The sequence below is a fragment of the Halopseudomonas formosensis genome (assembly GCF_900115905.1).
Lineage (GTDB): Bacteria > Pseudomonadota > Gammaproteobacteria > Pseudomonadales > Pseudomonadaceae > Halopseudomonas > Halopseudomonas formosensis.
Genome location: NZ_FOYD01000012.1, coordinates 25,058 through 31,918 on the forward strand (window position 1 = coordinate 25,058; position 6,861 = coordinate 31,918).

At 62.1% G+C, this 6,861-nt stretch carries 7 protein-coding genes; 2 read left to right on the forward strand and 5 right to left on the reverse strand.

Features of this window, described 5'->3' with window-relative positions:
• Window positions 1-11: 11 nt before the first annotated feature.
• A complete protein-coding gene (murJ, locus tag BM046_RS13845; protein ID WP_320330335.1) occupies window positions 12-1,589 on the reverse strand; it encodes a murein biosynthesis integral membrane protein MurJ in 1,578 nt (525 codons plus the stop codon).
• A gap of 203 nt (window positions 1,590-1,792) precedes the next feature.
• Between murJ and rpsT the strand changes: the two genes are divergently transcribed.
• The gene (rpsT, locus tag BM046_RS13850) at window positions 1,793-2,065 is read left to right on the forward strand and encodes a 30S ribosomal protein S20 (RefSeq protein WP_090540491.1); all 273 of its coding nucleotides are present in this window, start codon (window positions 1,793-1,795) and stop codon (window positions 2,063-2,065) included.
• Between the two features lie 414 nt (window positions 2,066-2,479).
• On the opposite strand, the gene proB is transcribed toward rpsT, so the two are convergent.
• The 4 genes from proB to rplU form a co-directional block, all read right to left on the reverse strand.
• Complete coding sequence (gene proB / locus BM046_RS13855) at window positions 2,480-3,598, reverse strand: glutamate 5-kinase (RefSeq protein WP_090540493.1); 1,119 nt, start codon at window positions 3,596-3,598, stop codon at window positions 2,480-2,482.
• A gap of 16 nt (window positions 3,599-3,614) precedes the next feature.
• Entirely contained in the window at window positions 3,615-4,820 is a 1,206-nt protein-coding gene (cgtA, locus tag BM046_RS13860; RefSeq protein WP_090540495.1) for an Obg family GTPase CgtA, read from the reverse strand.
• Between the two features lie 94 nt (window positions 4,821-4,914).
• Window positions 4,915-5,172 carry a 50S ribosomal protein L27 gene (gene rpmA / locus BM046_RS13865; RefSeq protein ID WP_090540497.1) on the reverse strand — a complete coding sequence of 86 codons (258 nt, stop codon included), beginning with the start codon at window positions 5,170-5,172 and terminating at the stop codon, window positions 4,915-4,917.
• A 20-nt stretch (window positions 5,173-5,192) separates the two neighbouring features.
• Window positions 5,193-5,504: a 50S ribosomal protein L21 gene (gene rplU / locus BM046_RS13870; protein ID WP_090540499.1), complete on the reverse strand. Its 312-nt coding sequence runs from the start codon at window positions 5,502-5,504 to the stop codon at window positions 5,193-5,195.
• 286 nt (window positions 5,505-5,790) lie between these two features.
• Between rplU and BM046_RS13875 the strand changes: the two genes are divergently transcribed.
• Window positions 5,791-6,759: a polyprenyl synthetase family protein gene (locus tag BM046_RS13875; protein ID WP_090540500.1), complete on the forward strand. Its 969-nt coding sequence runs from the start codon at window positions 5,791-5,793 to the stop codon at window positions 6,757-6,759.
• Window positions 6,760-6,861 lie beyond the last annotated feature (102 nt).

Sequence of the window (6,861 nt, forward strand, 5' to 3'; positions counted from 1 at the left end):
CGCTCCTGGCGCTACTTGCGCACATGCCTCATGCGCATGCCACTGGCCACCAGCGTCACCAGAAACACCGCAATACCTGCCACCACCAGAATGCTCATCTGCAGCACCTTCTGCTGCCAGCCCCACTCGAACCACTGCTGCACATCCGCCGCCAGCCACAGCACCACGACGGACAGCGCCGCGCAGGCCAGCAGCAGCCGCAGAGTGAACATCGGCCAACCCGGCTGGGCCTGGTAGACACCGATCTTGCGCAGCCCCCACCAGAGCATCCCGGCGTTGAGCAATGCGGACAATGAAGTAGCCAGGGCGAGACCCACGTGGGCCAGCGGCCACACCAGGATCAGGTTGAACACCATGTTGGCCACCATACAGGTAACCGCGATGCGCACCGGGGTCTTCATGTCCTGGCGGGCAAAATAGCCGGGAGCCAGCACCTTGATCAGCATGAAGGTCATCACCCCCACCGCATAGGCACGCAGGGCATTGGCCGACTGAACGACGTCGCGCTCGGTCATGGCGCCGTAATGGAACAGCGTGGCGATCAGCGGCTCGGCCAGCAGCAAGAGCGCCAGCGCGGCAGGTACGCCTACCAGCAGCACCATGCGCACCGCCCAGTCCAGGGTGGCAGCAAAGGCCTTGGGATCCTCCCCTGCATGCTGGCGGGACAGCGCCGGCAGTATCACCGTCCCTATGGCAATACCGAAGGCACCCAGAGGCAGCTCGGAGAGACGGTCGGCGTAATACAGCCAGGAGATGCTGCCGGTCTGCAGGAAGGAGGCCAGCACCGTATCCAGCAGCAGGTTGATCTGACTGACCGAGACACCGAACAGCGCAGGAATCATCAGCGTCATGATGCGCCTGACGCCCTCGTGCTTGCGATCCGGGCGGGGTATGGGCAGCAGGCGTATCTGAGCCAGAAAAGGCAACTGGAACAGCAGCTGCACCACACCGGCAATGAATACCCCCCAGGCCAGCGCCAGGATCGGCTGGTCGAAATAGGGAGTCATGAATATGGTGGCGCCGATCATGCACAGGTTGAGCAGCACCGGGGTAAAGGCCGGCACGGCAAAACGGCCATAGCTGTTGAGGATGGCGCCGCACAGGGCAGTCAGGGAGATCAGGAACAGGTAGGGAAAGGTGATCCGCAGCATCTGGGTAGCCAGCTCCAGCTTCTCCGTCTCACCGTAGAAGCCCGGGGCGAACAGCGTGATCAACACCGGCGCGCCGGCAACGCCGAGCAGGGTGATGCCGGCGAGGGTAATGCCCAGGGTCCCGGTCACCCGGTTGACCAGATTCTGTACCTCGGCGAGGGTATAACGGGTGCGGTATTCGGACAGCACCGGCACGAAGGCCTGGGCGAAGGCACCCTCGGCAAACAGACGACGCAGGAAGTTGGGGATCTTGAAGGCGATAAAGAAGGCATCAGCTTCCGACTTGGAGCCGAAATAGGCCGCCACCACCACATCGCGTACCATGCCCAGCACCCGGGACAGCATGGTCATGATGCTGACCACCATGCCGGAGCGCAGCAGACTGGGTGCCTTGTCGGCGGAGGGAGGCGTGGGCGTGGTCTCGGTCATTGTTCTCATCATTGCTCTGTCGAAACAAGAGGGCGATCATAGCGCTAAGTGGCGGTGGTTGGTACGCCCCAGGCGTAGCGCGGGTGCCGCCACACCTCGGTACTCGTCCCGCCCGGAACTCTGCCTTACCCCTTGACATCGGCACCGCTGTGCGGCACAGTACGCGACCTTATTTACACCCTTATTCACATGATTTTCTGAGGAGCAAGACGGTGGCCAACTCACCTCAAGCCAAGAAACGCGCCAAGCAGGCCGAGAAGCGCCGCAATCACAATGCAAGCCTGCGCTCCATGGTTCGTACCTACATCAAGAACGTTGTAAAAGCGATCGACGCCAAGGATCTGGAAAAAGCCCAGGCCGCCTACACTGCTGCCGTTCCGGTCATCGACCGCATGGCCGACAAGGGCATCATCGCCAAGAACAAGGCCGCTCGTCACAAGAGCCGCCTGAACGCACACATCAAGGCCCTGGCTACCGCCGCCTGATTGCGTTCTGCAGATACAGAAAAACCGGCTTCAAGCCGGTTTTTTTGTGCCCGGGGTTTGGGTGCGCCTGCGTTTGGGACCCTTCGCACCGAGGGCGGTGCTCCTACGCAGATATATAAGCGAAAACCGGGGCTGCTGTAGGAGCACCCGCCCCGGGTGCGAATGTCAGCCGGCGGCGGCGGAGTTGCCGATAACCCCGTTCGCACCGGGGGCGGTGCTCCTACACAGACATATCAGAGAAGACCGAACCCGCTGTAGGAGCACCCGCCCCGGGTGCGAATGTCAGCGGGCAGCGGCGGAGTTGCCGATAACCCCGTTCGCACCGAGGGCGGTGCTCCTACACAGACATATCAGAGAAGACCGGGCCTGCTGTAGGAGCACCCGCCCCGGGTGCGAAGGGTTTAAAACCAGCGCCTACACCAGCACCAGATTATCCCGGTGCACCAGCTCGGGTTCGTCGACATAGCCGAGAATGCCGGCGATGGCTTCACTGGGCTGGCCGACAATCTTTGCTGCTTCCTGGGCGCCGTAGTTCACCAGGCCCCGGGCGATTTCGCGGCCGTCCATGGCGGCGCAGACCACCATTTCGCCACGTCGGAAGTTGCCTTCCACCGCCTTGACGCCAACTGGCAGCAGACTGGAGCGTCCGCTCTGCAGCGCCCTTACTGCGCCGTCATCGACCAGCAGTCGGCCCCGGGTCTGCAGATGGCCGGCCAGCCACTGCTTGCGCGCAGCCAGCATGCCTTTCTCGGGTAGCAGCAGGGTCCCCAGCTCCTCGCCCGCCTTGAGCCGGTCGATCACCCGCTCGATGCTGCCACCAACAATGATGGTGCTCGCCCCGGAACGGGCTGCCAGGCGAGCAGCGCGCAGCTTGGTCTGCATGCCGCCGCGCCCGAGCGTACCGGCTGAGCCGCCTGCCATGGCGTCGAGCTTGGGATCATCGGCCATGGCATTGCTGATCAGCTGGGCATCCGGATTGCTCCGCGGGTCGGCGGTATACAGGCCGTCGCGATCAGTCAGTATCACCAGCAGATCAGCCTCGACCAGGTTGGTGACCAGCGCGCCCAGGGTGTCGTTGTCGCCGAAGCGGATCTCGTCGGTAACCACGGTATCGTTCTCGTTGATGACGGGAATGACGCCGAGATCCAGCAGGCTGCGCAGGGTGCTGCGGGCGTTGAGGTAGCGCTTGCGATCAGAGAGGTCGTCATGGGTGAGCAGCACTTGGGCGGTAGTCAGCCCGAACTCCTCGAAGCTGCTTTCCCAGGCCTGCACCAGATCCATCTGCCCTACCGCAGCAGCGGCCTGCAGCTGATGGATGCTCTTGGGTCGCTCGTTCCAGCCCAGACGGGTCATGCCGGCGGCCACCGCACCGGAGGACACCAGCACCACATCCACACCACTTTCCCGCAATGCCGCCATCTGCCTGACCCAGACGGCAATGGCCTGGCGATCCAGCCCCTTGCCGTTGCCGGTCAGCAATGCACTGCCGATCTTGATCACCCACCGCCGGGCGGCAGTCACCTTGTCACGCATGCAATCTCAACTCCGCTCAGCGAACGTAGATAATTTCCGGACCATCCTCGTCATCCTCGTCGTCGAAGTCATCGTCTTCGTCGTCGCTGATGCCGGCCTTGCGCCGCGCCTTGCGGTCATCCAGCTCCTGGATGTGCGCACGCGCCTCTTCCTCGATACGCCGGTCGAGTTCGGCCACCTCGGCGGCATATTCCTCGTCTTCCTGCATGCGCAGCTCGCGCTCCTCCAGCCAGTTCATCACGGCCTTGGCCAGCTCGTCGGTACCCTGACGTTCGGACGCGGAGATGACAAACACCGGACCTTCCCATTCCAGACGCTCGACCACGTCGTCGAGAATCGCCTGCTGCTCGTCTTCCAGCAGCTGGTCACACTTGTTGAGTACCAGCCAGCGCTCGCGCAGGGTCAGGGCCGGACTGAACTTGCCCAGCTCGTGAACGATGGTTTCGACAGCCTCGACCGGATCGCTCTGGTCCAGCGGCGCCATGTCCACCAGGTGCAGCAGCAGACGGGTGCGCGACAGATGCTTGAGGAACCTTGTGCCCAGACCTGCACCTTCGGCAGCACCGGCAATCACCCCGGGGATGTCGGCAATGACGAAACTGCGCATCTGGCCCACGTCCACCACGCCCAGGTTGGGCACCATGGTGGTGAAGGGGTAGTCCGCCACCTTGGGCTTGGCGGCCGATACAGCGCGGATGAAGGTGCTCTTGCCGGCGTTGGGCAGACCCAGCAGCCCCACGTCCGCCAGCACCTTGAGCTCCAGTTTCAGGTCGCGCAGTTCACCCAGGCTGCCCTGGGTGGTCTGGCGCGGAGCACGGTTCACACTGGACTTGAAGCGGGTATTGCCCAGACCATGGAATCCGCCCTGGGCCACCAGCAGCCGCTGACCGGGCTCGGTCAGGTCACCGATGATCTCCTGGGTTCCGGCATCCACCACAGTGGTACCCACCGGAACGCGCAGCACCATGTCCTCGCCCTTGGCGCCGGTGCAATCGGAGCCGCGACCGTTCTCGCCCCGCTGGGCGTTGAACCGGCGGGTATAGCGGTAGTCGACCAGGGTGTTGAGGTTGGGATCGGCTTCCAGATAGATGGAACCGCCATCACCACCATCACCACCGTCAGGACCACCCTTGGGAATGAACTTTTCCCGGCGGAAACTCATGCAACCATTGCCACCATCACCGGCTTTGACGGTAATGGACACTTCATCTACGAATTTCATATTGCTCCCCCTCATGAGGGGTTGGAAGGAAAGACCTACGCTACAAACAAAAAAGCCCCGTCGCAAGACAGGGCTTTCTGGATCAGGTTTGGCTTCAGCCGGCTACGACACTCACGTAGCGACGGTTGAACTCACCCTTGACTTCGAACTTAATCACGCCGTCAGCCTTGGCGAACAGAGTGTGATCCTTGCCCATGCCAACGTTCTTGCCAGCGTGGAACTGGGTGCCGCGCTGACGAACGATGATGTTGCCGGCAGTAGCCTGCTGACCACCGTACAGTTTCACACCAAGTCGTTTGGCTTCTGAGTCGCGACCGTTACGTGTGGAACCGCCTGCTTTTTTGTGTGCCATGAGTTCTTACTCCTCAATACTTAGGCAGAGATGCCGGTGATCTTGATTTCGGTGTACCACTGACGGTGGCCCATGCGCTTCATGTGGTGCTTGCGGCGCTTGAACTTGATGATGCGGACCTTGTCGCCACGACCATGAGCACTGACTTCAGCAGTCACCTTGGCACCTTCAACAACGGGTGCACCGATGGTGACGTCATCACCGTTACCGACCAGCAGTACGCGATCGAACTCGATAGTGGAGCCGGTTTCGGCTTCCAGCTTCTCTACTCTCAGGTATTCGCCTTCGGCGACCTTGTACTGCTTACCACCAGTAACAATTACTGCGTACATGTTGCTTTCTCCGTAATCCTGCTCACCCGGCGCTTGGTAGTAGTAGTTAGTGGCCGGCATGGCTGCAAGTGAACCCGCCTATCGGGCCCGAGCTTGCCATTGTCAAAACAGGGATGCTGTAAATCGGGTTTTCAGGGCCGGGGATTCTACCGACAAGCTGGATGAAAAGCAATGCCAATCACCCTTCAAAACCAGCCGGACAGCGCCGCGCCGGCAGGGGCGTTCCTTGACAGTACGCCAGCCGCCGCCTAGCATGCCGCGCATCCATTCCGAAAGTGTGCAGTAGATGACCACCCTGCCTTTTTATACCGCGGTTACCGACGATTTCGAAGCTGTCAATCAGCTGATCATGCGCCAGCTGCACTCTCGTGTTCCGCTGGTCGAGAAGATCGGCAGCTACATCATCAGCGCCGGCGGCAAGCGCCTGCGTCCGCTGGTGGTGCTGCTCGGTGCCCGCGCCTGCGGTCTGACCGATGCCCGGCCGCATACCCTGGCGGCGATCATCGAGTTCATGCATACCTCTACCCTGCTGCACGACGACGTGGTCGACACTTCCGAGCTGCGCCGGGGCCGCTCCACCGCCAACGCACTCTGGGGCAATGCCGCCAGCGTCCTGGTGGGTGATTTTCTCTATTCCCGTTCGTTCGAGCTGATGGTCGAGCTCGACGACATGCGCATCATGCGGGTGCTGGCCAGCGCCACCAACGTGATCGCCGAAGGCGAGGTGCTGCAATTGTCGAAGGTGCGCGATGCCAGCACCGACGAAGCCACTTATATGGAAGTGATCCGCAGCAAGACGGCCATGCTGTTCGAGGCCTCCACCCATACCGCCGCCATCCTGGCCGATGCGCCCGCCCCACAGCAGGAAGCCCTGCGCCGCTACGGCGATGCTCTGGGTATCGCCTTCCAGCTGGTGGATGACCTGCTGGACTACACCGGCGATGCCGAGGCCATGGGCAAGAACGTCGGCGACGATCTTGCCGAAGGCAAGGCGACCCTGCCGCTGATCTATACCATGCGTGAAGGCACCGATGAGCAGGCGGCGCTGGTGCGCCGGGCCATTCAGAAAGGCGGCGTGGAAGACATCAATATCATCCGCGAGGCCGTCGAAGCCAGCGGCGCGCTGGAATACACCGCCAACCTTGCCCGCCAGTATGCGGATGAAGCATGCAACCTGCTGCAGGCCCTGCCCCCCTCCGTCTACCGTGACGCCCTCGAACAGCTGGCCCGCTTTGCGGTAGATCGCCAGTTCTGAGTTACCCCTCACCGCCCCTTCGCACCCGGGGCGGGTGCTCCTACAGCGAGTATCCGTCTGCCTTGCGCACTCCGTAGGAGCACCGCCCTCGGTGCGATTGGG